Source organism: Leifsonia sp. AK011, from assembly GCF_013410945.1.
Taxonomy (GTDB): domain Bacteria; phylum Actinomycetota; class Actinomycetes; order Actinomycetales; family Microbacteriaceae; genus Rhodoglobus.
Genome location: NZ_JACCCH010000001.1, coordinates 2150709 through 2175017, shown reverse-complemented (window position 1 = coordinate 2175017; position 24309 = coordinate 2150709). Strand labels below are relative to the sequence as shown.

20 protein-coding genes and 1 tRNA gene are annotated in these 24309 nt (G+C 67.8%); 19 read left to right on the top strand and 2 right to left on the bottom strand.

Annotated elements, in window-relative coordinates; translation table 11 throughout:
- The first annotated feature begins 102 nt into the window (after positions 1-102).
- The 11 genes from HDC94_RS10570 (at position 103) to HDC94_RS10520 (ending at position 14889) form a co-directional block, all read left to right on the top strand.
- On the top strand, positions 103-837 hold the full coding sequence (locus HDC94_RS10570; protein ID WP_179497359.1) for an NUDIX domain-containing protein: 735 nt from the start codon (positions 103-105) through the stop codon (positions 835-837).
- Positions 834-2096, top strand: coding sequence for a quinolinate synthase NadA (gene nadA, locus HDC94_RS10565; RefSeq protein ID WP_179497357.1), 1263 nt, complete (start codon positions 834-836; stop codon positions 2094-2096). The genes HDC94_RS10570 and nadA overlap by 4 nt, the downstream gene beginning before the upstream one ends.
- 3 nt (positions 2097-2099) lie before the next feature.
- Positions 2100-3653: an L-aspartate oxidase gene (gene nadB, locus HDC94_RS10560; RefSeq protein ID WP_179497355.1), complete on the top strand. Its 1554-nt coding sequence runs from the start codon at positions 2100-2102 to the stop codon at positions 3651-3653.
- On the top strand, positions 3653-4516 hold the full coding sequence (gene nadC / locus HDC94_RS10555) for a carboxylating nicotinate-nucleotide diphosphorylase (protein ID WP_179499027.1): 864 nt from the start codon (positions 3653-3655) through the stop codon (positions 4514-4516). Before nadB ends, nadC begins: the two co-directional genes overlap by 1 nt.
- Positions 4517-4518: 2 nt before the next feature.
- Positions 4519-5655: a cysteine desulfurase family protein gene (locus HDC94_RS10550; protein WP_179497353.1), complete on the top strand. Its 1137-nt coding sequence runs from the start codon at positions 4519-4521 to the stop codon at positions 5653-5655.
- 622 nt (positions 5656-6277) lie between these two features.
- A complete protein-coding gene (locus HDC94_RS14795) occupies positions 6278-8854 on the top strand; it encodes a LuxR C-terminal-related transcriptional regulator (protein ID WP_179497351.1) in 2577 nt (858 codons plus the stop codon).
- Positions 8855-8858: 4 nt separating this feature from the next.
- A complete protein-coding gene (locus tag HDC94_RS10540) occupies positions 8859-9917 on the top strand; it encodes a Gfo/Idh/MocA family oxidoreductase (RefSeq protein ID WP_179497349.1) in 1059 nt (352 codons plus the stop codon).
- Positions 9918-10017: 100 nt separating this feature from the next.
- Positions 10018-11400, top strand: coding sequence for a glycine--tRNA ligase (locus HDC94_RS10535; RefSeq protein WP_179497347.1), 1383 nt, complete (start codon positions 10018-10020; stop codon positions 11398-11400).
- A 92-nt stretch (positions 11401-11492) separates the two neighbouring features.
- Entirely contained in the window at positions 11493-14012 is a 2520-nt protein-coding gene (locus HDC94_RS10530; protein ID WP_179497345.1) for a hypothetical protein, read from the top strand.
- 47 nt (positions 14013-14059) lie between these two features.
- Positions 14060-14710 (top strand): DsbA family protein, encoded by a 651-nt coding sequence (locus tag HDC94_RS10525; RefSeq protein ID WP_179497343.1) that lies wholly within the window; start codon positions 14060-14062, stop codon positions 14708-14710.
- Positions 14707-14889, top strand: coding sequence for a hypothetical protein (locus tag HDC94_RS10520; RefSeq protein ID WP_179497341.1), 183 nt, complete (start codon positions 14707-14709; stop codon positions 14887-14889). The genes HDC94_RS10525 and HDC94_RS10520 overlap by 4 nt, the downstream gene beginning before the upstream one ends.
- 12 nt (positions 14890-14901) lie before the next feature.
- On the opposite strand, the gene HDC94_RS10515 is transcribed toward HDC94_RS10520, so the two are convergent.
- Together HDC94_RS10515 and HDC94_RS10510 are read right to left on the bottom strand one after the other, a co-directional pair.
- Positions 14902-15363 (bottom strand): hypothetical protein, encoded by a 462-nt coding sequence (locus HDC94_RS10515; RefSeq protein ID WP_179497339.1) that lies wholly within the window; start codon positions 15361-15363, stop codon positions 14902-14904.
- Positions 15363-15854 carry an aminoacyl-tRNA deacylase gene (locus HDC94_RS10510; protein ID WP_179497337.1) on the bottom strand — a complete coding sequence of 164 codons (492 nt, stop codon included), beginning with the start codon at positions 15852-15854 and terminating at the stop codon, positions 15363-15365. Before HDC94_RS10510 ends, HDC94_RS10515 begins: the two co-directional genes overlap by 1 nt.
- Here HDC94_RS10510 and dusB point away from each other — a divergent pair, their 5' ends adjacent.
- The 8 genes from dusB (at position 15855) to HDC94_RS10470 (ending at position 24237) form a co-directional block, all read left to right on the top strand.
- Complete coding sequence (gene dusB / locus HDC94_RS10505; protein ID WP_179497335.1) at positions 15855-17009, top strand: tRNA dihydrouridine synthase DusB; 1155 nt, start codon at positions 15855-15857, stop codon at positions 17007-17009.
- 5 nt (positions 17010-17014) lie between these two features.
- Positions 17015-18271: a deoxyguanosinetriphosphate triphosphohydrolase gene (locus HDC94_RS10500; protein ID WP_179497333.1), complete on the top strand. Its 1257-nt coding sequence runs from the start codon at positions 17015-17017 to the stop codon at positions 18269-18271.
- A gap of 56 nt (positions 18272-18327) precedes the next feature.
- Entirely contained in the window at positions 18328-20211 is a 1884-nt protein-coding gene (dnaG, locus tag HDC94_RS10495) for a DNA primase (protein ID WP_179497331.1), read from the top strand.
- 31 nt (positions 20212-20242) lie between these two features.
- Positions 20243-21070, top strand: a complete 828-nt coding sequence (locus tag HDC94_RS10490) for an ATP-binding cassette domain-containing protein (protein ID WP_179497329.1) — start codon at positions 20243-20245, stop codon at positions 21068-21070.
- Positions 21067-22053 carry a beta-propeller fold lactonase family protein gene (locus HDC94_RS10485; RefSeq protein WP_179497327.1) on the top strand — a complete coding sequence of 329 codons (987 nt, stop codon included), beginning with the start codon at positions 21067-21069 and terminating at the stop codon, positions 22051-22053. The genes HDC94_RS10490 and HDC94_RS10485 overlap by 4 nt, the downstream gene beginning before the upstream one ends.
- A gap of 78 nt (positions 22054-22131) precedes the next feature.
- Positions 22132-22204 (top strand) — tRNA-Asn (locus HDC94_RS10480).
- Positions 22205-22354: 150 nt separating this feature from the next.
- Positions 22355-23581 (top strand): sensor histidine kinase, encoded by a 1227-nt coding sequence (locus HDC94_RS10475; RefSeq protein WP_179497325.1) that lies wholly within the window; start codon positions 22355-22357, stop codon positions 23579-23581.
- Positions 23578-24237, top strand: a complete 660-nt coding sequence (locus HDC94_RS10470) for a response regulator transcription factor (protein ID WP_179497323.1) — start codon at positions 23578-23580, stop codon at positions 24235-24237. Before HDC94_RS10475 ends, HDC94_RS10470 begins: the two co-directional genes overlap by 4 nt.
- The last annotated feature ends 72 nt before the right edge of the window (positions 24238-24309 follow it).

Genomic DNA, 24309 nt, shown 5'->3' with positions numbered 1-24309 from the left:
GGAGCAACTAGTGGCTTTTCGCGGGGGGTGGAGTTACGGTGCACCTGACATTAAGTGCTACGATGTGTTCAGGTCGAGTTGACCTTTACTGATCGGATCACCATGAACGACGCAGCACACGGCATTGGGCTTGCTGTTTCCACGGTGATCTTCGCTCTGCGGCCGCATCCGGTCACCGGCCTCAGTGCCCTGTGGATCCCGCTCGTGCGTCGCACGCGCAACCCGTTCGAGGGCTCATGGGCGCTCCCCGGTGGTTGGGTGAGCGAGCAGGAGAGCCTCGCGGATGCCGCGGCGCGCAACCTGCTCGAGACCACCTCGGTCGAGCCGTCCTACCTCGAGCAGCTCTACTGCTTCGGTGAGGTGAACCGCTCGCCGGACCGCCGCGTCGTCTCGATCGTCTACTGGGCGCTCGTGCGGCCCGAGCAGGCGGTGCGGTCGGTCGACGGCGAGAACGTGCGGTGGTTCCTCGCCGATGAGCTGCCCGAGCTCGCCTTCGATCACAACCTGATCGTCGATTACGCCCTCTGGCGCCTGCGCACCAAGGTCGAGTACAGCCGCATCGCGCACGCACTGCTCGGTCCCACCTTCACGCTCACGGAGTTGCGCGAGGTGCACGAGGCCGTGCTGCAGCGGCCCCTCGACCCGGCCAACTTCCGACGCCAGGTCGAGAAGGACCTCGTCCCCACGGACGCGGTCGTCACGGGCGGTCGCCACCGCCCCCCACGTCTCTATCGCTACGACGAGTCCATCTCGCTCGTCGACAACGGGCCCCTCACGCACAGCGGTGCGGCGACCCACAACGGGCTGGTGCCCAGCAAGGCAAGGAGTTTCGCGTGACCTCAGTCGACACCCTCATCAAGTTGGATCCGGGGGAGACCTGCAACCCGTCTCTCGCGGAGGGTCCCTGGACGTTCGACCTCGGTCTGCCGAGCTACGGGCCCGGAGCATCGCAGGGCGACATCATCCCGACGGGCTCGCCGCGCCAGGGCCAGCTGCCCGAGGAGTACACGCGCGCGTCGAATGAGCAGCTCCACGAGCGCATCCGTGCCGCGAAGGCGACCCTCGGCGACCGTGTCGTCGTGCTTGGCCACTTCTACCAGCGCGACGAGGTCGTGCAGCACGCCGACTTCCTCGGTGACTCGTTCCAGCTCGCGAACGCGGCCCAGACGGTGCCGAACGCCGAGGCGATCGTGTTCTGCGGTGTGCACTTCATGGCCGAGACCGCTGACATCCTCGCGCAGCCGAACCAGTCGGTGATCCTCCCGAACCTCGCCGCTGGCTGCTCGATGGCCGACATGGCCGACATCGATTCGGTCGAGGAGGCGTGGGAGCAGCTCATGGAGCTGTACGGCACGGAGCCGGACGCCGACGGTCGGGTCCCCGTCATCCCCGTCACATACATGAATTCATCCGCAGCGCTCAAGGGGTTCTGCGGTCGCAACGGCGGCATCGTCTGCACGTCGTCGAACGCCGCAACCGTGCTCGAGTGGGCGTTCGAGCGCGGCCAGCGTGTGCTGTTCTTCCCCGACCAGCACCTCGGGCGCAACACGGCCAAGGCCATGGGCATCCCCGTCGAGCTCATGCCGATGTGGAATCCGAACAAGACCCTCGGCGGCAACGACGAGCAGTCGCTGACGGATGCCCGTGTCATCCTGTGGCACGGATTCTGCTCGGTGCACCGCCGCTTCACCGTCGGCCAGGTCGAGAAGGCGCGCGAGGACTACCCCGGCGTGCGCGTGATCGTGCACCCCGAGTGCCCGATGCCCGTCGTCGACGCGGCGGATGAGGCGGGTTCCACCGACTACATCCGCAAGGCGATCGCCGCGGCGACCGAGCCCACGACCTTCGCGATCGGCACCGAGATCAACATGGTCAACCGCCTCGCGGCCGAGTATCGGCAGCACACGATCTTCTGCCTCGATCCCGTGGTGTGTCCGTGCTCGACGATGTACCGCATCCACCCCGGCTACCTGGCGTGGGTGCTCGAGGGCCTCGTGCGCGGTGAGGTTCTCAACCAGATCAGCGTCCCCGACGATGTCGCCGAACCGGCTCGCGTCGCCCTCGAGCGCATGCTCGCGGCCAGGCCCAAGGACTGAACCATGGCACGGGTAGTCGTCGTCGGCACGGGAATTGCCGGCCTCATCACCGCGTATCGCGCGAGCCGTCACCACGATGTGGTGCTCGTGACGAAGGCGGAGCTTGCCGAGAGCAACACGAAGTACGCGCAGGGCGGTATCGCCGCGGCGCTCTTCCCCGATGACAGCGCGGCGTCGCACATCGCCGACACGATGCGAGCTGGCGCGGGTCTCTGTGACCCGATCGCCGTCGAGGTGCTCTGCACCGAGGGGCCGCAGCGCGTGCGCGAGCTCATGGAACTGGGTGTCGAGTTCGACAGGATCAACGGTGAACTGGCGCGCGGCCACGAGGCCGCGCACTCCGCTCGCCGCGTCATCCACGCGGGCGGGGATGCCACGGGCCTCGCGATCGAGGTCGCCCTGCTCCGCGCCGTGAAGACCCTGGCCGTCGAGGTCCACGAGCACACCTTCATGCGTGACCTCGTCGTCGCCGAGACCCCCACGGGTCGCCGTGTTGTCGGCATCGAGGCGGTGGATGCCGCGGGCACAAGCCGCGAGATCCCCGCCGACATCGTGGTTCTGGCCAGCGGCGGCGCCGGCCAGCTCTACGCGCACACGACGAACCCCACGGTGACCACGGGCGATGGCGTCGCGGCGGCGTGGCGTGCTGGCGCCGTGCTCGCGGACGTCGAGTTCTACCAGTTCCACCCGACGTCGCTCGCGGTTCCGGGCAACCCCCTCGTGTCCGAGGCGGTGCGCGGGGACGGCGCCGTGCTGCTCGACCAGAACGGGCGCCGGTTCATGTTCGACGTGCATCCCGACGGCGAACTCGCGCCGCGCGATGTCGTCGCCCGCGGCATCGCCGCCCAGATGGCGAAGCAGGGCGGCGCTCCCGTGCTGCTCGATGCGACCGCGCTGGGCGCCGAGTACCTCGAGACCCGGTTCCCCGGTATCACTCGCGTGACGCGCGAGCACGGCTTCGACTGGGCGACTGAGCCGATCCCGGTGACTCCCGCGGCGCACTACTGGATGGGCGGCATCCGCACCGACGTCGACGGTCGTACCTCGATTCCCGGGCTCTTCGCCGTCGGTGAGGCGACGTGCACCGGCGTCCACGGCGCGAACCGTCTGGCGTCGAACTCGCTTCTCGAGTCCCTCGTCTTCGCCTGGCGCGCCTCTGACGCTCTCGATATCGATGCCGAGCCGGCAGCCGCGGGCCGGCCGTCGTCGCTCGCCTTCGTCACGAGCCTGCCCGTGGGCGAGACCACCCCGGTCGACCGCGGCGAGCTGCAGTCCCTCATGTGGTCGCTCGTGGGACTCGAGAGGTCCCTTGACTCCCTGCGTGCCGCGCGAGAGCAGCTCACCGCGTGGCGAGTGGATGGCGACTCGGTCGACGCCGGTGAGGTGCGCAATCTCCTCGACCTCGCCCGCATCATCGTGCATGCAGCCCTCGTTCGCGAGGAGTCCCGCGGGGCCCACGATCGCCTCGACTTCCCGCTCACTCGCGAGGAGTTCGAGTACTCGCTCGAATGGCAGGTCCCGGTAGCCGCCACCGAGCCCGCGACGGTGGGTGCGTGATGACTCAGGCGACGCAAGCGGCGATCGACGACATCATCGTCCGCGCCCTCGCGGAGGACGCCCCCTGGGGTGATGTCACGAGTGACGCCTTTCTCCCGGCGTCGGCGCGTGCGACCGCGAGCCTCGTGCCGCGTGAGCCGGGCATCCTGAGCGGCATCGAGGTGTTCGGGCGCGTTTTCGGCCTCGTTGACCCCGATGTTGTCGTCGAACTCGGGTCGACGGATGGCGCGGCGTTCGAGCCGGGCGTCGTGCTCGCCAGGGTTGAGGGAAACGCCCGCTCGGTGCTGCGCGCCGAGCGCATCGCCCTCAACCTCAGCCAGCGGATGTCGGGGATCGCAACCCTCACGGCGCGCTACGTCGCGGCCGTCGCGGGCACCCGGGCGCGCATCGTCGATACGCGCAAGACAACCCCGGGCCTTCGGATCCTCGAGCGGCAGGCGGTACGGGATGGCGGCGGAGTCAACCACCGCTTCTCGCTGTCCGATGCCGTGCTCGCCAAGGACAATCACCTTGCGCTTCTCGCCGCCTCGGGCGTCACGCTGGGGGAAGCCATTCGACTCGCGCGCATCCGCATCAGCCACACGACTCGCCTCGAGGTCGAGGTCGACAGGCTCGACCAGGTCGAGGAGGTCGTTGCGGCTGGCGTCGACACGATCATGCTCGACAATTTCAGTCTCGACGAGCTTCGCGAGGGCGTTGCGATGGTCGCGGGTCGCGCGATCGTCGAGGCGAGCGGAGGGGTGAACCTAGAGACGGTGGCCGACATCGCGTCGACAGGTGTAGACGTCATCTCCGTCGGGGCGCTCACCCACAGCGTGCGCTCGATTGACCTCGGCCTCGACGTGGACGTCACGGCGGGCTGAACGTGATCTACCTCGACCAGGCCGCCACCACCGCCGTCAGGCGCGAGGTCCTGGAGGCCATGTGGCCCTACCTCACCGGGGACTTCGGCAATCCGTCGAGCCACCACGAGGTGGGGGAGTCGGCAGCGCGTGCGCTCACGGATGCCCGTGCCCAGGTTGCGGCCCCGCTCGGCGTGCGAGCGAGCGAGGTCGTGTTCACCTCCGGTGGCACGGAGGCGGCGAATCTCGCGATCAAGGGGATCGTGCTCGCGAGTCGTCGTGGCAAGCACATCGTGACCTCGGCGATCGAGCATCCCGCCGTCCTCGAGTCGTGCGACTACCTCGCACGCTTCCACGGGGTCGAGGTCACCGTGCTGCCGGTCGACTCCGACGGGCTCGTCGATCCCGACCAGTTCGCCGCCGCGTTGAGGGACGATACGGCTCTCGCCACGATCATGTACGCGAACAACGAGATAGGCACGGTGCAGCCGATCAGGCAGCTCGCGTCGATCGCCCGGGAGCGTGGCATCCCGTTCCACACCGACGCTGTGCAGGCTGCGGGGTGGCTACCGATCGACCTCGACCAGCTCGGTGTTGATGCCCTGAGCATCTCGGGGCACAAGCTCGGCGCCCCCAAGGGCATCGGGGCCCTTGCCGTGCGCAGCAGGGTCCCGCTCGAGCCTCTCGTGCACGGGGGAGGGCAGGAGCGCGGGCGCCGCTCCGGCACCGAGAACGTCGCGGGCGCGGTCGGCCTGGCGACGGCGCTGAGTGTCTCCGTCGTGAGCAGTGCGACGGCGGAGGAGGTCAGCCGACGGCGTGACGACTTCATCGCGCACGTTCTCGAGACGGTTCCGGATGCCCGCCTCACGGGTTCTCGCACCCACAGGCTCCCCGGGCACGCGTCCTTCTGCTTCCCGGGCACGAGCGGCGAATCCGTGCTGCTTGGGCTCGAATCGCGCGGCATCGTGTGCTCGAGCGGTTCCGCGTGCGCCGCCGGCAGCGACGAGCCATCCGATGTGCTGCTCGCCCTGGGCCTCCCGCCCGAGGTCGCGCAGACGGCGGTGCGCTTCACGTTCGGCCACGAGACGACGTCGGAGCAACTGTTCTCGGTGGCGGATGAGTTGCGGACGGCAGTGGGCGCGGTGCGCGCGCTCGGGTGAGCGCCTGTACCCCGATCATCACGATTCGGGTGAATCTGTGGGTGAAAGTCGTCCGTTGCTTGCGGGAACGCCGAATACCGGCTGATGCGTCTGGCTAGCCTTCCAGCAACACCACCCAGTGGTGGCCTGTAAGACCGCACTCAACAGGAGCAAACATGACCCGACGCATCTGCGTGGGCGCGAATCGTGCAGCCGTGGGGACGGCGCCGAACTTCGCGCAGACACGCCACGATCCCGGTGGAGCGTACCCGCGCAACCACACATCCACACACCTTTCAGGACCTGCGCGAGGCTGATCGCGCACCAGATGCCGTGCGACACTCTGTCGTCACGGTGGGGGAGCGCACCCACTCCGCCGGACACGCGTGTCACGATCTTTCGGCCCCCCTGCGAGGTCAGGCACGACGGTGACACTGCCGCAACGGGTTTACGGCACTTCCGGCCGGATGGTGCGACTCAGGGTGGTGGGAACACGGGGGTAACGCGTTCCCACCACCCATCAACACTGGCGTTCGGGTGGAGAATGTCAACGGGGATGGGGCGTGCCCGCAGCACGCGCCACAAGGGGGAAACACTGTACGTACGAGACCGCTATTCGGGTGGTACGGCTCATCATTGGGGAGTGCCAGCGGTTCCCCACGCCGTCCAGCGGCCGGGTGTGAAGGCACGACTGGACACCTGGATCGGCGAGGACGGCGTCCTCCTCGTCGAGGCACCCCACGGGTTCGGGAAGACAACGTCGGTCGCCAGTTGGTTGAGTGAACGGCGGGAGGCTGCGATCTGGATCTCCGCCGGACGCGGGGTGCACAATTGGGCCGATCTGGTGCGGGTGATCAAGTCCGCGATCGCCGATCTGGGTCTCGCTGGGACGAACGGGAGCCTTGAGGCATCCGACATTCACGTCATGCTGCAGCGCCTGACCGAGCCCCTCATCCTCGTCATCGATGACGCGCATGTCCTGGCCGACAGGATCAACATCGACCTCTTCGAGAGGGCCGCCCAAGTGTTCCGCCACGTCCGCGCCATTGTGATCACGTCGCTTCCCGTGCTCTCCGACCACGGTCGATCCCCATCGCGGGTCGTCCTCGGGAGGTCCGACCTGACGTGGACCGCCGAGGACGTTCACAGAGTTCTTCCCGCGGACCTGCAGGTTCCTGTCACCACCCTCAGCCTGGACGACGTCATCGCGGCCACGGGGGGAAGCGCGAGCGGCATCCTCGCCCATTACCGGCGGAGTGACGCCGCAGGCGCACAGCCCATGTCCGCGAGCGCCTTCCGTGTCTCCTGGGCGATGGAGCGCCTGCGGACAGTGTCGGATCCTGGGCGAGCGGAGGAGATCGTCCAGGTACTGGCCGAGTTCATCGAAGCGCCGGTCGACCTGCTTGCGGCCTTCGGTGTCTCCGTGGAGGAATCGGCGGTCGTCGGACTACTTGCTGAGGGGATCGTCCAGCCTGTCCTCACACCGGGGTCGGTGGAGATATCAGCCCTCCGGCTCGACCGCGAACTGAGGCGGGCCTTGCGCTCAATGGTGCAGCCAGGAAGCGAGCCCTTCGAGTTCCACGCGGAGGTGGCCGACTACTTCGTCTCGACTGGCCAATGGACGCGGGCGTTCTTCCATCTGGCTCGCGCGGGAAGGGCGGACGAGGCCATGCGCGTGCTCGCTGATCGGATAGATCTGGAGGCCGGTGTCGACCTCATCGATCTCCGGGACGCCGTCGATGGCCTGCCCACGCGCGTTCTCCGGGCCCGTCCCGCGGTTCTCGCGGTGCGCGTTCTCCTGGGTCTCATGCCACCGTTCGAGGACGCCGAGCAGCGTGCCGACAACGAATCACACCTGCTGATGATCTCCCCTGAGGTAGTCGACTCCCTGACGGGGCGAGAGTCGACGCTCGTCACTGCGGCACGGGTCGCCGCACTCAAACGACGCGGAAGAGCGGAACGGGCACGAGTCGTGGGTCGGGAGAACGCGAGCCGCCTCCGGCAACTCCCGTGGGAGCAGGTTCACGCTCTCGGCAGCGTCCCGACGCTTCTCTGGCTCACTCAGGCGGATGCAGAGCTTCAATGCGGGGACGTCGACCGGGCGGAGGACTTCGCGCGTGCTGCGAGCGAATCCGCCCAGAGCACGGGCCACCACTACCTGCGGTTCCACTCAGCGGCACTCCTCGCCGCGACCCACGCCCTCCGGGGAGATCTGGATGCCGCGACCGAGCGCATCCGGGAAGGTGAGCTCTACTACGCCCTGGGGGGCTGGCCACCGTCCGAGCGGCTGTATCCGATCGCCCTCGCCCGATTCCTCCTCGGGATGCACGCGTTCGACAGTGAGATGCTTGCGGCCGCCGTCGCCAGCTTCACCGCGATCGAGGCGGAGTCGACCCCGTGGATCACGTTCGCGACCAAGCTTGCCATGGCGTATCGCCTTCTCGTCGAAGGCGACCTGGAGGGTGCATCCGCCTGCGCTGCGCTCGTACCCGAGCGGATCTCCGACGCACCTGTGCTCATCCGCACGATCAGGGCGGCAGTCGCGTTCGACATCCATACGGGGCTCGGCAACCCGCACAATGCCGCGCGTTCGTTGGAGGGAGCACCGGAACTCCGCGACCACTCGTTGTGCCTCTCGTCGCGGTGGACCCTGGTGCGGCTCGTGCAGGGCAACGCGCGGGCAGCGCTCCTCGCATCCGATGCCTGTGCAGGCCTTGGCCTCGATCACTCGGCGCTGAGTGTCGGGTCGGCGCTCGTGCGCAGGGCGGTTGCGCAGGACGCGCTCGGCATGGTGGATGCCGCGGACAGCACGTTCGCCGATGCCCTGAGGGCGACTCCGCAGGTCACGTCGAGCGCCCACTTCTTCGGCATCGAACGGCGCTCCGTCGCAGGTCTCTCGCGCAGGCTCGCCCACGCGCATCCCGACCTGCATTCGCGCACGCTGCGGTCCGTGATGCCAACTCTCCACTCGGAGACCGCGGGGCCTCCCAGTCCGGCCGGGGAGCTCACTCGCAGGGAGATCCAGCTCCTGCGGCACCTCCGGCTCGGCCACGGCAACCAGCTGATCGCCGACGAGCTCTTCGTGTCGACGAATACGGTCAAGACCCAACTGCGCGGCCTCTACCGCAAACTCGGGGTGACGAGTCGCCGCGAGGCGCTCTCCATCGCCGAGACGCTCGGACTGCTCGATCAGACCGACGAGGGCACAGGGCTAGGCTGAAGAAATGCCCACGAACCGACCCATACGCACAGGAATCATCGGCTTCGGCCTGGCGGGCCGCGTGTTCCATGCGCCATTCCTCGCCACCAACCTGGATTTCCGTCTCGATGTGATCGCGACGGGCAACCCCGAGAGAGCGGCGCAGGCGGAGTCGCTGCACCCGGATGCCACGATCGTCTCCTCGCCCGATGAGCTCCTTGCTCGCATCGATGATCTCGACCTCGTCGTGCTCGCATCACCCCCGCACACTCACCTCGAGCAGGGGCTTGCCGTTCTCGACGGAGGCGCGGCGGTGGTCATTGACAAGCCCTTCGTGCCCACGACCGTCGATGCTCGCAAGCTCATCGCCAAGTCCGAGGACGTCGGCCAGCCGCTCGCGGTCTTCCACAACCGCCGGTGGGATGCCGACTTCCTGACTGTGCGCAGGCTGCTCGCCGAGGGCGCGCTCGGTACCGTCCACCGCTTCGAGTCGACCTTCGAGCGCTGGGGCAAGCCAGCGGCCGATCGCTGGCAGGACACGACCACTCCGGCACAGGGCGGCGGAATCACGTACGACCTCGGCAGCCACCTCGTCGACCAGGCGCTTCAGCTGTTCGGGCCGGCGGTCGTCGAGCATGCCGAGTTGAGCGTCGTGCGCGAAGGCGGATCGAGTGAGGATGACGCGTTCATCTCGCTGCTCCACACGAGCGGCACCCGCTCGCACCTGACCATGAGCCGTGTCGCCGCACAAAGCGGTCCACGCTTCCGCGTCCTGGGCAGCGAGTCCGGGTACCGCTCCTATGGCCTGGACACCCAGGAGCCGGCACTCAAGGGCGGGATGCTGCCCGACAACCCCGAGTACGGAACCACTCCGGAGTCCGCCTGGGGTCTGCTCGGTGTCGACGGGGATGGTGGAACTCTTGCCCCTGTTCCGATGGAGCGCGGAAACTACCCGGCCTTCTACGCGGGCGTGGCATCGAGCATCCTGGATGGCGCGCCCGCGCCCGTCGACCCGCGTGATGCTCTCGAGGTCGTGCGGATTCTCGAGCGCGCCCACGCGCTCGCGCACGCCAGCGCGAGCTGAGCGCCGATAGGCTGAGAACTTCGCAAGCCGTACGACCGGGCACCCAGCTCGGTCCGATATCAGTCGCGCCGCCGCTGTGGCGCGCAGAGGAGCACCAACCGTGGCCACCAGCAATCTCGACGCCGTCATCAACCTCGCCAAGCGACGCGGGTTCGTCTTCCAGTCGGGAGAGATCTACGGCGGTTCGCGCTCTGCCTGGGACTACGGGCCCCTCGGTACCGCGCTCAAGGAGAACATCAAGAAGCAGTGGTGGCAGACGGTGGTGCAGGGTCGAGACGACGTCGTCGGCATCGACTCCGCGGTCATCCTCCCGAAGCGGGTGTGGGAGGTGTCCGGCCACGTTGAGGTCTTCTCCGACCCGCTCGTCGAGTCGCTGCACACCCACAAGCGCTACCGCGCCGACCACCTTCTCGAGGCGTACGAGGAGAAGCACGGGCATCCTCCTGTCAACGGCCTCGCCGACATCAAGGACCCCGACACCGGTCAGCCCGGCGCCTGGACCGAGCCGCAGAACTTCTCCGGTCTTCTGAAGACCTTCCTCGGGCCCGTCGACAACGAGGAGGGCCTGCACTACCTGCGGCCCGAGACCGCGCAGGGCATCTTCGTGAACTTCGCGAACGTCATGGGTGCTTCGCGTCTCAAGCCGCCCTTCGGCATCGGCCAGGTCGGCAAGAGCTTCCGCAACGAGATCACGCCGGGCAACTTCATCTTCCGCACGCGGGAGTTCGAGCAGATGGAGATGGAGTTCTTCGTCGAGCCCGGAACGGACGAAGAGTGGCACCAGTACTGGATCGATGAGTCGATGCGCTGGTACCTGGACCTCGGCATCAACCCGGAGAACCTCCGTCTCTACGAGCACCCCCAGGAGAAGCTCAGCCACTACTCGAAGCGAACGGTCGACATCGAGTACCGCTTCCGTTTCCAGGGCAGCGAGTGGGGCGAGCTCATGGGTGTCGCCAACCGCACCGACTTCGACCTCAAGACGCACTCCGAGGCATCCGGTACCGACCTGTCCTACTTCGACCAGACGAAGGACGAGCGCTGGATCCCGTATGTGATCGAGCCGGCTTTCGGTCTCACACGTGCGCTCATGGCCTTCCTGATCGACGCGTACGCCGAGGACGAGGCACCGAACGCCAAGGGCGGCGTCGACAAGCGCACCGTCCTCCGCCTCGACCGTCGCCTCGCGCCTGTGAAGGTGGCCGTTCTTCCGCTGTCGCGCAACGAGCAGCTCTCGCCCCTCGCGAAGGAGCTCGCCGCTGACCTGCGCAAGCTCTGGAACGTCGACTTCGACGATGCCGGGGCGATCGGCCGCCGCTACCGCCGCCAGGACGAGATCGGCACGCCGTTCTGCGTCACCGTCGACTTCGACTCGCTCGAGGACAACGCGGTGACCGTGCGCGAGCGCGACTCCATGGCCCAGGAACGCATCCCGCTCGAGGGACTCCGGTCGTACCTCGGGGAGCGACTGCTGGGCGCCTAGAGCGCTCCTCCACAGTGCCACTGTCACGTCGGCCCACCACAGAACGGTCGACGTGACGCCTGTGTGCGTGCGCGCTGTCAGACCCTCGTGGGATGACACCTCGAGACCATGACACTCACCCACCTGTCCGCCGTCCGCTCGCTCGCCGACTGGTCGCCCTCGTCCTCGCGGTAGCCATCGCGGCGGTGACGCTCCCGTTGTTCTCGGAGCGCCCGGCCGCCGCCGCGACGACCGGCGCCGGCTATTCGGGTATCACCCCCTACGGCGGGTACCTCGGCAACTACATCGCGCCCGACGGCATGCGTGTCTACTGCATGGACTCCGCGCGCGACTGGCCGAGCGGCGTGACCGATACCGGCACGATCGTGAGTTCCGTCGACACACAGTGGGGCGAGTGGCTCTCGGAGACCGTCGTCCGCAAGCTGAACTACGCGATGCTCACGTGGGGTCAGACCGAGGACCCGACGACCGCCGCCGCCGTGAGCGCCTACGTCTACGCCTACACGAGCACGGTGGCACGCACCCAGGGAGCGGGATACGCGGCCGGTGCCCACTACATCAACGGAAACGCCGCGGTCATGGCGGCATACGACACGGTGTGGACCGTGACGGAATCGACGTTCGCTGGTTCGGCGAGCCCGAAGGCTTCGGTGACGGTAGCACTCGACGGCTGGGACGGATCGGTCCGCGTCACCGTCGAGCCGTCGTCGGCACAGGGGACACTGTCGCTCCAGGGCGCCGTTGTCGCCGGCACGAGGGACAGCCAGATCTCGGTGACGAACGGCTCGCTGGTGCCGGTCCGAGCCGTGGTGCCGGATGGGGAGGCCACGGCGTCGGTTGCGGCATCCGTGAGCTTCACGGTCAAGGACGGAGCCGGCGCATCCCTCGTCGTCTACAACACAGGCTCGCAGCAGCGGACGCTTCGAGGCGCGTACCACGAGGAACGCACGACCAGCGCAAGCGACAGGGCTTCGAGCAACGTCACGTTCTCGCCCATCGCCCAGACCACGGTGGCGTCGCGGTACGTCGAGACGGGCCAACCATTCGTCGACGGTGTGTCCGTGTCACTCACCGAGAATTCGCCGGAGTGGCGGACCCTGGACAACGGCTCGAAGATGCCGGTTGAGGCCGTGGGTACTCTCTACGGACCCTTCTCGCAGCAGCCCGCCGTCGCGGACGTCCCGCCGGAGGGCGTACCGGTCGTGGGCACGGAGCGGCTCACGCTCACGGGCACTGGCGACTACGCCTCGCCCGGCACGCTCATCGCACCGTCGCCCGGCTTCTACACCTGGGTCTGGCGCATCGAAGCCGCCGACCAACCGACCATCATCGCCAGGATGCTGCCCGAGGGGTACTCCTTCAGCGACCAGTTCGGCTTGATTGCAGAATCGCACGTCGTCCCGATGGGTCTGGACGCAGTCTCGCAGGTGTCAACGTCCGAAACGGGGCTGGGTGGCGAGATCTCCGACCAGCTCTCCGTCACTCTCACCTCGGGTTCCTGGCTGACCGAAGCGGGGGTACCCATTCCGGCTCGATTCGAGGGGACCGCCTACTTCGTTCCCGGCACCGACCCCCTTCCCGAGAGCGAGACGGTTCCCGCGTCTGCGGAGGTCATCGGCACGGCGGAGATCGTCGCTCGAGCGGCAGGTATCTACCCGGCATCGACTTCCGTGATCGCGCCCAACCGGGTGGGACATGTGACGTGGGTATGGCGCCTCGACCCGGCTTCGGCATCAGCACCGTACTTCGAGCCCTGGACGGACCGCTTCGGGATGCCCGCAGAGACGACCCGCGTGTCACCTCCGAGCGTCGCCACCGTCGCGATGCCCGCGTCCGTGGTGGGCGACGAGGTACGAGACAGTGCGCTGGTTGGCGGATTCCTCCCCGCGGAACCGAGCACCCTGGTGTTCCGGGCCTACCTCCAGCCGGCTAGAGGCGACGAGCCCGTGTGCGACGAGACGACACTCGCCTTCGATTCGAGCGATCGACCCGTGCCGGTGACGTCCGCAGGGACTTACGAGTCGTCCGCAACCCGCTTCACCGAGTACGGCACGTACTACTGGGTCGAGTCGTTGTACTCCAGCGATGGTGAGCTCATCCATGAGGGAGTCTGCGGGCTCCCGGAGGAGACGACGCTCGTGAGTCCGGCCGACGTCTCGACCCAGGCTGCCCACGGCGTGCAGCCGGGGGAGCGAGCGTTCGACACGGCTCAGGTCACCGGGGACACGCCCGCGGGCATGACCCTCGTCTTCCGCGCCTACGCCCAGCACGGCATCGAGGATGGACCGCTCTGTGACGACTCGACGCTCGTATTCACGTCGGATGAGGTCGCCGTCCACGGCCAGGGCACCTATCGGTCCGAGGCGACCACGTTCGACCGACCGGGCACCTACTTCTGGGTCGAGACCCTCTACGACAAGCACGGCAACCCGCTCCACGTCGGTCGATGCGGCATCCGCTCCGAAACGACCGAGGTGCAGCTCGGTTCGCTCGCCCTCACCGGGCTGCCGCTGTGGCCTGCTGCCGGGCTCGCCGGCGGGATGCTCGGGGCGGGGGTCGTCGCACTGCTCGTCGCTCTCCTCGCCGCGAGAAGGGCGAGCCGACTGCGCTAGCAGGTGCAGCCCGGGAATAGCTCCGCTACCAGGCCGTTGAACCGATCGTGAGTGAAACAATCAAGGTTGACATCTGGTCAGACGTGCAGTGCCCCTGGTGCTACATCGGAAAGCGCAAGTTCGAGGACGCCGTCTCCCGGTTCGACGGGGATGTCGAGGTCGAGTACCACTCGTTCGAGCTCGCCCCCGACACCCCCGTCGACTACGACGGCACCCCCGTGGACTACCTCAGCGACCGTAAGGGAATCGACCGCGCACAGGCCAGGCAGATGATCGACAGGGTCACCGGCATCGCCTCAGAGGTCGGGCTGGAATATGACTACGACCACATCCACCAGACCAACACGGTGATCGCCCACGAGCTGCTCCACTTCGCCAAGTCGAAGGGACGCCAACTCGAGGTGAAGGAACGCCTCCTGAAGGCCTACTTCATCAATGGCGAGCACGTGGGGCGCATCGAGGATCTTGTGCAGATCGCCGGTGAGCTCGGCTTCGACCGCGACGAGGTGACGGAGGCGCTCGAAAGCCACCGATTCCTCGCGGACGTGAAGGCGGACATGGCGCAGGCGCGCGAGTACGGCATCCAGGGTGTCCCGTTCTTCGTCTTCGACGGCAAGTACGGGGTGTCCGGTGCCCAGGACGCGAGCACGTTCGCTAACGTGCTCGAAGAGGTCCGACGCGAGAAGGGTTCCGAATGAGCGAGGCGGTAGCAACGGTGAGCCCCAGCGTCGCGGAAGTCGAGGTGCAACCCGCAGTCGCCTCCGGCCTGCAACTCCTCGGTGGAGTCGGGGCGGTGTGCGAAGGCGATTTCTGTGAGATTCCCGATCACCACGAGCAGGCGGTCGTGAACCGTCGTCTGGACGAGGACGCGGTCTGACGCGGGTCGACGCTACCTGGGGATTCGTTCGTCCTTCGGAACGAAACCCTGCTCCGACCAGCTGATGAGGTCCGACACCGGCGTCGAGTCGTCCACGTACTTCGCCATCGCTGACGGGATCCGCGTGAGGGTGGGTGTCTCCGGGCGCGGTGTCGTGGGTACGTCCGTGAGACGCGATCCGAGAATGCGTCTGTTCACCCTGGCGCCGATCACAGCGCCAACTCCGAAGCCGATCGGCAGCAGGATCAGGTAGAACACGGGGGGCAGTCCGGCGAGGGTTCCGAGACCCAGCGTTGCGGCGGTTCCCGCTACGGCACCGAGCGCGAGAGCGAGCGTCCAGTGCTGTGAGCGGAGTTGCCCGGCATCCCACCGTCGCTGCGCCGCGAACGCGTCCTGCGCGATCTCGCGTGGTTCAGGGCTGACCCAGAGCCGCCCCTCGAAGCGGAAGACGTGGGGATGGTTGTCGAGGGCCATCAGTCGCTGATGTCCGCGAGCGTCGCATCGAATCCGGCGACGAGATCGTCCGCCTGCACCCACGCGCTGTAGCCGTGCTCACCAGCACCCATGGCGATCCGCTGGCCAGCGATGCGCTCGTCGGCGAAGACGGGCCACGCGGTGGTGCTGCCGAAGGGTGTGATCGTGCCGCGCTCGTAGCCCGTCGCCTCGAGCGCGAGAGAGGCATCCGGCAGCTGCAGCTTGTTCACACCGACAACCGCGCGGAGCTTCGCCCATGAGATCTGCCGGTCTCCCGGCACGAGTGCGAAGAGAAAGCTGCCGTCGTGGCGCTTGACCACGAGCGACTTGACGATCACGCTCGGGTCGACGCCGAGGATGGCCGCAGCCTCCTCGAGAGAGGATGCCGCGGGCCGCTCGATGATCTCGATGGGAATGCCGCGCGCTGCCGCATCCCGCGCCACCCGGGCCCGCCCGGTGGTGTCACTGTCATCTTCTGGGAGAATCGTCACGTGACCATTCTCCCAGCCACGGCCGCACCTTTGCGCATCGGCCCCCTCGAGCTCGACGTTCCCGTCGTGCTCGCACCCATGGCGGGCATCACCAACACGGCATTCCGTCGCCTCTGCCGCGAGTACGGTGCGGGCCTCTACGTGTCCGAGATGATCACGAGTCGCGCTCTCGTGGAGCGCACACCCGAGAGCATGCGGTTGATCACGCACCACGAGTCGGAGACGACACGCAGCATCCAGCTCTACGGTGTCGACCCCAAGACCGTCGCCGAGGCGGTGACGATGCTCGTCGCCGAGGACCGCGCCGACCACATCGACCTCAACTTCGGCTGTCCCGTGCCCAAGGTCACGCGCAAGGGCGGGGGAGCTGCCCTACCGTGGAAGCTCGGGTTGTTCCGCGAGATCGTCGAGCGTGCCGTGGCAGCGGCAGGTGACATCCCGCTGACCGTGAAGATGCGCAAGGGCATCGACTCCGACCACCTCACGTACATCGAGGCCGCGAAGGCTGCTGAGGGCGCCGGGGTGGCGAGCATCGCCCTCCATGCCCGCACGGCGGCCGAGTTCTACTCCGGCACCGCCGACTGGTCGGCCATCGAGAAGCTCAAGAACACGATCACGAACACGCCGATCCTCGGCAACGGCGACATCTGGAGCGCCGATGACGCGCTGCGCATGGTTGACGAGACCGGATGCGACGGGGTTGTCGTCGGCCGCGGCTGCCTCGGTCGTCCGTGGCTCTTCGGGGACCTCGCCGCTGCGTTCACAGGGGATCGGGTGAAGCACGAGCCGAACCTGGGCTTCGTCGCCGACGCGTTCCGGCGTCACGCCGAGCTCCTCGTGGAGTTCTTCGGCGAGGAGGATCGCGCGTGCCGTGACATCCGCAAGCACGTCGCCTGGTACTTCAAGGGCTATTCGGTCGGCGGCGAACTTCGCGCAAGTCTTGCCACGGTTCGTTCGCTGCAGGAGCTCGATGACCTGCTCGCCCAGCTCGATGCCGACCAGCCATACCCGGGCGCGGATGCCGAGGGCCAACGCGGTCGCGCGGGTACCCCCAAGAACCCCTCGCTGCCGCAGGGCTGGCTCGACAGCCGGGAGCTGCAGGAGACGCACCAGGCTGAACTGGTCGAGGCCGAGCTCAGCACGAGTGGCGGCTAGGACTATTGCCTGAGAACACCGGATCGACCGACGGTTACTCCGCGTCGGATGCCGACCGCCGCCTGCCCGAGGAGCACTCGAGTCGTCGCAGCGACTTCGCGCGGGACAGGGCACGCGTCCTGCACTCGAGCGCGCTGCGACGTCTTGCCGCCAAGACCCAGGTGCTGAGCCCCGCCGCCGGTGCCGACTTCGCGCGCAACCGGCTCACACACTCGCTCGAGGTCGCCCAGGTCGGCCGCGAACTCGCCGACAGTCTCGGCCTCGATCCCGACGTCGTGGACACCGCCTGCCTCTCGCACGATCTCGGCCACCCGCCCTTCGGCCACAACGGCGAGCGGGCCCTCAACGAGTGGGCCGCTGATATCGGCGGCTTCGAGGGCAACGCCCAGACCCTCAGACTCCTCACCCGCATCGAGCCGAAGGTCTTCGGCACCGACGGCGAGAGCTTCGGCCTCAACCTCACGCGTGCGAGCCTCGACGCGAGCTGCAAGTACCCGTGGCCGCGTGTGCGGGGCGTTCCCGACCCGAGCGGGCGCAGCAAGTACGGCTACTACGACGACGACGTTGCCGCGTTCACGTGGATGCGCGAGGGTGCACCCGAGGGCACGCTCTGCATCGAGGCACAGGTCATGGACCTCTCCGACGACATCGCCTACTCCGTGCACGACTTCGAGGATGCGATCGTCGGCGGGTTCATCGATGTTCCGGCGCTCGGGGCCCGCGTCGACCACGACGAGCTCGTGAACTCCATGTTCGCGTGGATCGGCGGCGAGCTCTCGCACGACGAACTCATCGCAGCATTCGATCGCCTCGACAGCCTGGACTTCTGGATCGACCGGTGGGACGCGAGTCGTCGCGACCACGGCCGCCTCAAGAACCTCACGAGCCAGCTCATCGGTCGATTCGCCGGAGCCGCCGTCCAGGCCACGCGGGAGGCCCACCCCGGCTCGCTTGCGCGCTTCGGTGGCGGGATCGTCGTGCCCCGTGACATCCAGGCGGAGATCGCCGTACTCAAGGGCATCGTCGCGGCCTTCGTGATGTCGACGAACGCCCGCCGCCCCATCTACGCGCAGCAGCGCGACCAGCTCAGCGAGCTTGCCGACGTGCTGCTCTGGACGGGTGGCGCGAATCTCGATGTGGGGTTCCGTGCCGACTGGGATGCCGCGGCCGATGACAACGCGCGCAAACGCGTCATCGTCGACCAGGTCGCCTCCCTCACCGACCAGTCGGCCAACGAATGGCACGCCCGCCTCGTCGGCTGACGGGCGACGTGCACAGTCTCCGAGGTGTCGCCCCGCGGCGACCGTAGAATCGACGCGTGCCCGGCCTCATCAAACGCAGCGATATCGACGAGGTCCGATCGCGCACGAACATCGCGGACATCGTCGGCGATTATGTGAGCCTCAAGAGCGCCGGCAGCGGCTCGATGAAGGGTCTGTGTCCCTTCCATGAGGAGCGGTCGCCGAGCTTCCACGTGAGGCCCCAGGTCGGTTTCTACCACTGCTTCGGGTGCGGTGAGGGCGGCGATGTCTTCACGTTCCTGCAGAAGATGGACCACGTGTCGTTCGCCGAGGCAGTCGAGCGGATGGCTGCACGCATCGGCTACGAGCTCCACTACGAGGACGGTGGCGCTGCCCCCGACCATGGCAATCGTGCCAGGCTCCTCGCGGCCAACAAGGCCGCTGAGGACTTCTTCGTCTCCCAGCTCGAGACTCCGGAGGCCGAACCCGGCCGCGTCTTCCTCGGCCAGCGCGGATTCGACCCCGCCGCTGCGCAGCGGTTCTCCGTGGGCTTCGCCCCCAGAGGTGGCGTACTCGGCAAGCACCTCAAGGGACTCGGCTTCTCCGAAGAGGAGCTCATCACCGCTGGGCTCATCGGCAAGGGCGACCGCGGCGACGTCTACGACCGGTTCCGCGGGCGTCTCATCTGGCCGATCCGGGATGTCACCGGCCAGACCGTCGGCTTCGGCGCTCGCAAGCTCCTCGACGACGATCAGGGGCCCAAGTACCTCAACACCCCGGACACCCCGATCTACCACAAGAGCCAGGTGCTGTACGGGCTCGACCTCGCCAAGAAGGACATCTCCCGCGGTCGTCAGGTGGTGGTCGTCGAGGGCTACACCGACGTCATGGCGTGCCACCTCGCGGGCATCACGACGGCGGTCGCCACGTGTGGGACCGCCTTCGGCGTTGACCACATCCGCGTGGTGCGACGCGTGATGGGCGACGTCGACAACGCTGACACCCGCGGCACCGGCGAGGTCATCTTTACGTTCGACCCCGACGATGCCGGGCAGAAGGCGGCGAGCCGCGCCTTCGCGGAGGAGCAGCGTTTTGCTGCCCAGACCTTCGTCGCTGTTGCACCCGATGGCCTCGACCCGTGCGACCTGCGACTCAATCGCGGCGATGACGCCGTGCGCCACATGATCAAGACTCGCAAGCCCATGTTCGAGTTCATGATCCGCCGAGTGCTGGACGGCTACGACCTCGAGACCGTCGAGGGACGGGTGGCCGCCCTTCGTGCGGCAGCACCGGTCGTCGCGAGCATCCGCGACCAGGCTCTCGCGATCGGCTACGTGCGTAACCTCGCGGGATGGCTCGGCATGGATCCCACCGAGGTACAGCGGGCCGTGTCATCCCAGCGCCAGAGCGCGGCGCCCGCGCAGGCTCCGCGCCGCGGCGACGAACGCAGCGGGGGAGAGAGCGCGACACCTGTCGCACCCCAGGAGTCCGCACCATCACTCACGAACCTCCCGACCGATCCGTCCACTCGCCTGGAGCGCGACGCGCTCATGGCGATCCTGCAGTACCCGGGCGAGGTCGGGGCGGACTTCGCACGTCGAGCCGTGGGGGCCCAGTTCGGTGATCGCACGCTGTCGGTCGTGCGTGACGGGATCGCGGCATCCCTCGACCACCTCGAGGCGCCGGACTGGGTGAGCCGCGTCGTCGGGCAGGTGCCGGGCCCCTACGCGACGCTCGTGACGCAGCTCTCGGTCGCGCCGATACCCCAGCGTCCGGAGATGATCGGCATCTACTGCCGCGGGGTCGCGTCCGCCCTCATCGACCGCGACCTCCTGCGGCAGACGAGGGAGCTCCTCGGCAGCCTCCAACGTCTGGATGCTGCGGCAGAGCCCGAACGTTTCGCCGCTGTTCAACGGGATCTGGTTCGGGTCGAGGCCGAGCGCCGAGCTCTCCGGGACTGAGCGCGGCTCGCGCAGTCGTTAGTCTGGATGCATGGATTCCCCCGCCGTGCCGCAGCTCGCCGTTCGCGCACGCGACCTGACGATGCGCTACACGTCGGACAACCCGGAGACGCGCACGATCGCGGTTGAGGGCGCTGACCTCGACATCGTTCCCGGCCAGGTCGTCGCTGTTGTCGGCGAGACCGGTTCGGGCAAGTCGACCCTCGCGAAGGCGGTTGCGCTCGAGGCGGATCGCCGCGACGAGGACTCGCCCAGGATTACTGGTGGAACACTCGAGGTGCTCGGCACGACGGTGCGCGGGATCGGTGCCCGTAAGCGCGGCCTGCTGCGTCTCGGTGTCGGGTACCTGCGCCAGGAGGCCGGTGACCACCTCTCGCCGCGTCTCACCGTGGGCGAGAACATCGCCGAGCCGATCTTCGCCCGCGACCGGTGGTTCGACCAGGACGAAGCCGGCCGGGCCGTAGCGACCCTCGTCGATGCGGTGCGCCTTCCGCTCTCGACCATGAACAAGTACCCCCACGAACTCAGCAAGGGCCAGCGCCAGCGCGTTGCCATCGCACGAGCCCTCATCCTCGAGCCCGCTCTCCTGGTGGCGGATGACCCGACCGCGGGCATCGACGTCACCGTCCGCGCATCGATCCTCGACACACTCGTCGAACTGCAGCTGCAGCAGGCGTTCTCCGCCCTCATCGTGACCGCGGACCTCGGCGAGGTGCGTCGCGTGAGCTCGCACGTCGCGGTCATGCACCGGGGTCTCATCGTGGGTGCGGGGGAGCTCGATGCGGTGCTCGAGACCTCGACGCATCCCTACGTCCAGAGTCTCTCGGGAACTCTCAGCTACCTCGCGCCGAACCCGTGACGAGCTGGTGGCTCGGGGGGTTCGGGAGCGATCAGGATGGCACCGCCCGCGGTATCTCGATCATGTCGTCGCGCCCCGACGGCGGCCTCGAGCTGGGCCCGCTCGTCGTCGAGGCCCCGTCGGCGGCCTACCTCGTGAGCTCACAGTCGCACCTCTACTCCGTGGCGGAGGGGAGCGGACGCGTTCGCTCGTTCCTGCGTGACGGGGAGAGCCTGCGCGAGGACGGCGTTGTGGATTCCGGCGGCGTCTCGCCCTGCCACCTCACGCTGCTTGACGGAGTGCTCGTCGTCGCCAACTACATGACCGGTGACCTCGGTGTCATCGCGCTCGACACGGCCGGTGCCGTGGCTGGCCTGGAGCAACTCATTCCCGGGAGCGGCTCCGGACCCCATCCCGCCCAGGACGGCCCGCACGCCCACGCAAGTCTCCTGCTCGACGACTCGACACTCCTCTCGGTGGATCTCGGAGCCGACAGGATCTTCATACACCGTGTGGAGGGCGGCCGGCTGGCGCGCACCGGGGAGTTCGCACTCCCTGCCGGCACCGGTCCGCGCGATATCGTCCGGCACCCGTCCGGCCTCATCTACGTGCTGGGGGAGCACGCCAAGGACCTGCACGTGCTCGAGCGCCACCGCTCGGGGCTTCGCGGCGTGACATCCGTCGCCCTCCCCGGTCGTGTCGCGACCGATCAGGCGGCGGCGATCAGTTTCGGACCCCGCGGGTTCGTCTACGCCGGTCTGCGCGGGTCGAACCAGATCGCGGTGCTCCACGCGAGCACCGACGGCCGCGAGGTGACACCCGTGGGTGCCGTCTCGTGCGCGGGGGACTGGCCACGGCACTCCGTCGTGCACGGCGACCTCCTGCACGTCTCCAACCAGCTCTCGAATTCGGTCGCGACGTTCCGTCTGGGCGTCGACGGGATGCCCGTGCTCGTCGCCGACCCGACGCCCGCACCGTCTCCTTCGTACCTTCTCCCGCTCTGACTAGGGGTTTTTGCCCCGGAGCTGGAGTGGATTTGGAGACCCCCGTTCCTTTGCTAAAGTGGACAAGCTGAAAAGCGATCCTCGATAGCTCAATTGGCAGAGCAATCGGCTGTTAACCGATAGGTTGTTGGTTCGAGTCCAACTCGGGGAGCTAAACCCCCAGTCCTCCACGACTGGGGGTTTTTACTTTTCCGGTCGGCGAGCTCCCACGGACGTGTGAAGAAGTCGTACTCCCACGGGAGTACGTATCGAGCACCCGGCAGCCGATGGCGCGGTGCTACTGCGGGCATAGCATCGAGGCATGCGTGATCCTCGCTCCAACCGTGCCCACTGGCGCGGGCGATGGGATGGCGCACCAGAAGGCTGGCACGATCGCTGGGCCTACGACTGGCCGGAACCCCGCCGGCGGGTGTCCGCGCGAGCACGCTTGCTCATCCCGGTCGTCGTCTCCCTCGTGCTGCAGGTGCCCAGCAGCCTGTACTGGCTCCTCGCCCAGGGGCCCACGCCGCGGGAAGCGGTCGGCGTGTTTCTTGCCCTGGCCGGGCCGCTCGCCCTGCTTGGTGCCCGGCGTTTTCCTGGGCCCGTCGTGCTCGTCGTGAGTCTTCTCGGCAGCGTCGATTTCTTCATCACTCAGGGCATGGGCGGTCCGCCCTATTTCGCGCTCGCCTTTGCTGTCGTAGGCGCGCTCGTCCGTCGAGCGCGGGCGTGGGCGTGGTTGAGCGTGGGCATCGTCTGGGCGGGTTCACTCGGATTGGGACTCCTGTTGGGGCGCGAGTGGAGTCCGGTCGGGGTCGCGATCACCACCTTCGGCCTGTTGCTCGTCTTCGGCGTCGGGGAGGCGATGCGCGGCCGTCGCGAGATGCTCGCCGACTACCGCAGGACGGTTGCGCAGCGGCGCCAGACCGAAGCCCAGGCCGAACGAGTGCGCATCGCTCGCGAACTCCACGACGTTCTCGCGCACTCGCTCAGCCAGATCAACGTGCAGGCCGGAGTTGGTCTCCACCTCATGGAGAAGCAGCCGGACAAAGCGGCCGAGGCCCTCGCCAGCATCAAGGAGACGAGTAAGACGGCGCTCGACGAGGTGCGCTCCGTGCTCGGCGTCCTCCGGTCGAGCGATCGGGACCCGGATGCTCCTCTGGTTCCGGAGCCGGACCTGTCGCGGTTGCCGGGGCTCGTGGCATCCGTCACGTCGCAGGGCATCGACGTCACGCTCGACTCGGACGTGGAGAACGCGCCGCAGGCAGTTCAGCTTGCGCTATACCGGATCGTTCAGGAGTCGCTCACCAACATCGTCCGCCACTCGAGTGCCGGGCGGGCTGTCGTTTCGCTGCACCTGGAGGGCGCCGACTACGTGCTCACGGTCGACGATGACGGCGTTGGGCTGCAGGGCGAGTCTGCGGGGGATGGGCGCGGCATCCTCGGGATGCGCGAGCGCGCCGAGCTCCTCGGTGGCAGCCTCACGCACTCCGCGTCACCGCTCGGCGGTACGCGCGTGAGCGCCAGGATCCCGACGAAGGAGAGCCGATGATCCGTGTGGTGATCGCCGACGACCAGCAGCTCATCCGTGCAGGCTTCCGCAGCCTGCTGGAGGCCGAGCCAGACATCGAGATCGTCGGTGAGGCGGGAACCGCTGCCGAGGCGGTCTCCGTCGTCACGCGCACCCGTCCTGATGTGGTTCTCATGGACATCCGGATGCCCGACGGTGACGGCCTGTGGGCGACCGAGCAGCTCGTGGCGAAGAAGGAACTCGCGGAGACCCACATCGTGATCGTGACGACCTTCGAGCTCGACGAATACGTCGGCCGTGCCATCCGTGCTGGTGCGAGTGGATTTCTCGTGAAGGACACCGAGCCCGCAGAGTTCATCCGTGCCGTGCGTGTGGTCGCTGCCGGCGACGCTCTGCTGAGCCCCGGCGTGACGCGGCGACTGCTCGAGCGAATCTCGAGCCAGCTCCATGAGGCGCCGGATGCCACGATCCTCTCCGCCATCACCGAGCGCGAGCGCGAGGTGCTCGCCCTCGTCGGCCGAGGTATGACCAACGACGAGATCGGGCGCGAACTGTTCCTGAGCCCCCTCACGGCGAAGACGCACGTGTCGCGCATCATGTCGAAGCTCGCGGCCAGGGACCGGGTGCAATTAGTCGTCGTGGCGTACGAGACCGGACTGGTACGTCCGGGGGAGTAGCCCAGGTGTCGCCACCCGGCCGATGTGTGCTTGGTCGTGAATCGCGAGGCTGGATACAGACGCTCGGGAGCC